Origin of the sequence: Atopomonas hussainii (assembly GCF_900109735.1) — a bacterium.
Taxonomy (GTDB): domain Bacteria; phylum Pseudomonadota; class Gammaproteobacteria; order Pseudomonadales; family Pseudomonadaceae; genus Atopomonas; species Atopomonas hussainii.
Genome location: NZ_FOAS01000038.1, coordinates 1 through 1,226 on the forward strand (window position 1 = coordinate 1; position 1,226 = coordinate 1,226).

Here is a 1,226-nt window from a genome sequence, read left to right on the forward strand (position 1 = left end):
AAAAGCTGCGCTTTTTGCCGCCCCTTAGCTTAATCGTTAGGCGGCGTGCAGGTTTTATCTGGTTTGAAACGCCCTGCGCACAACGAAACAAGCCTTTTCATGTTCCCGATTTGGCGTTAACTTTGTGGCTTCTGATGCGCCGCTTTCGTGTCGCTGTTAGCTTCCGCATCCTGCAAAGCGCCGTGCGTGCTGAAACGCGAAGCTTCTCAGCTGTTTGAACCCCGTTATTTGCGCCATGCAAAAGGAGTTGTTGGACAGGATGCACCGAATCGCAAATAACTTTCCGTGTCAGGTCGAAGCGCCTTGCTCATCGTTTATCAAGTTCAGCGTTTCCTGTTCGCTCGGCGTCAATCTTTGGCCTAACAACTGGTTCAAGTCGTTCGCTTCGCTCACTGGGACGTCCAAAAGCTGCGCTTTTGTCCGCCCCTTAACCAAACGTTAGGCATCACAGATGACTTCGCGCCTTTCAACAGTCGATCCTCATATCGAAAACACATTGAGTGATTTACCCATAGAAAAACGCACTGCATTAGCCTCTAGCGTAGTTTTATGGGTAGTGCGCGAGGCCGGTCTCGACTGCTTAGCCATAGAAAAAGCCATTAATGAAATGCGGCACGATCAATTACAAGAAATCGCAATACAGTCCGATGAGAACTATCTAAAACAACAAGAACTTGGCAACTTTGAACATCTGGATTTTTTCTCTAAGGCCCGCGCATATAGCGCGGCATCCTTCTTGGCCCAAGGAAAAATATACGAAGCTATCTACGAGGCAATCATGGCCACCGATGAACCGGAAAAAATCCTTAAACACCTTCAGGGCGGTGAAGCCTAACAATGCGCTTAAGGCCGCTCGCTCCGCTCACTGGACGTCAAAAAGCTCCGCTTTTTGCCGCCCCTTAGCTTATCGTTAGGGCGCTTCACAAAGTGTTGGCAAACCACACCACCACAACGAATCCACACGCTGCTTTTCAGCACGCTGTTTTGTCGGTAGCTTTGCGGTTATCTGCCAGTTTCGCGGCGCCGCCTATGGGTTCGCCGGCGGGTTATTTGCGGTAAGCATTGGAAGGTTTTGACAGCATGGATCGAGTCGCAAATAACTACTTTAGAAAGTCATCACTTCGGCGTTTCGGGTCTTTTCGTTTGGGTTTGGCCTGTCGCTCCACGGCCACAACGAGCCATCCTAACAATGCGCTCAACGCCGCTCACTTCGTTCGCTGGACGTC

General features: G+C 50.3%; 2 protein-coding genes. Both read left to right on the forward strand.

The window, feature by feature from the left end:
- The coding region (locus BMX80_RS17915; protein WP_217641986.1) for a hypothetical protein at positions 1–218 on the forward strand (218 nt) is incomplete at its 5' end.
- 233 nt (positions 219–451) lie between these two features.
- Positions 452–835, forward strand: a complete 384-nt coding sequence (locus BMX80_RS17525) for a hypothetical protein (protein WP_074870813.1) — start codon at positions 452–454, stop codon at positions 833–835.
- The last annotated feature ends 391 nt before the right edge of the window (positions 836–1,226 follow it).

Bases quoted from the DNA above. Each gene is read 5' to 3' on its own strand.
- BMX80_RS17525 (WP_074870813.1), top strand. From the start codon at position 452: ATGACTTCGCGCCTTTCAACAGTCGATCCTCATATCGAAAACACATTG.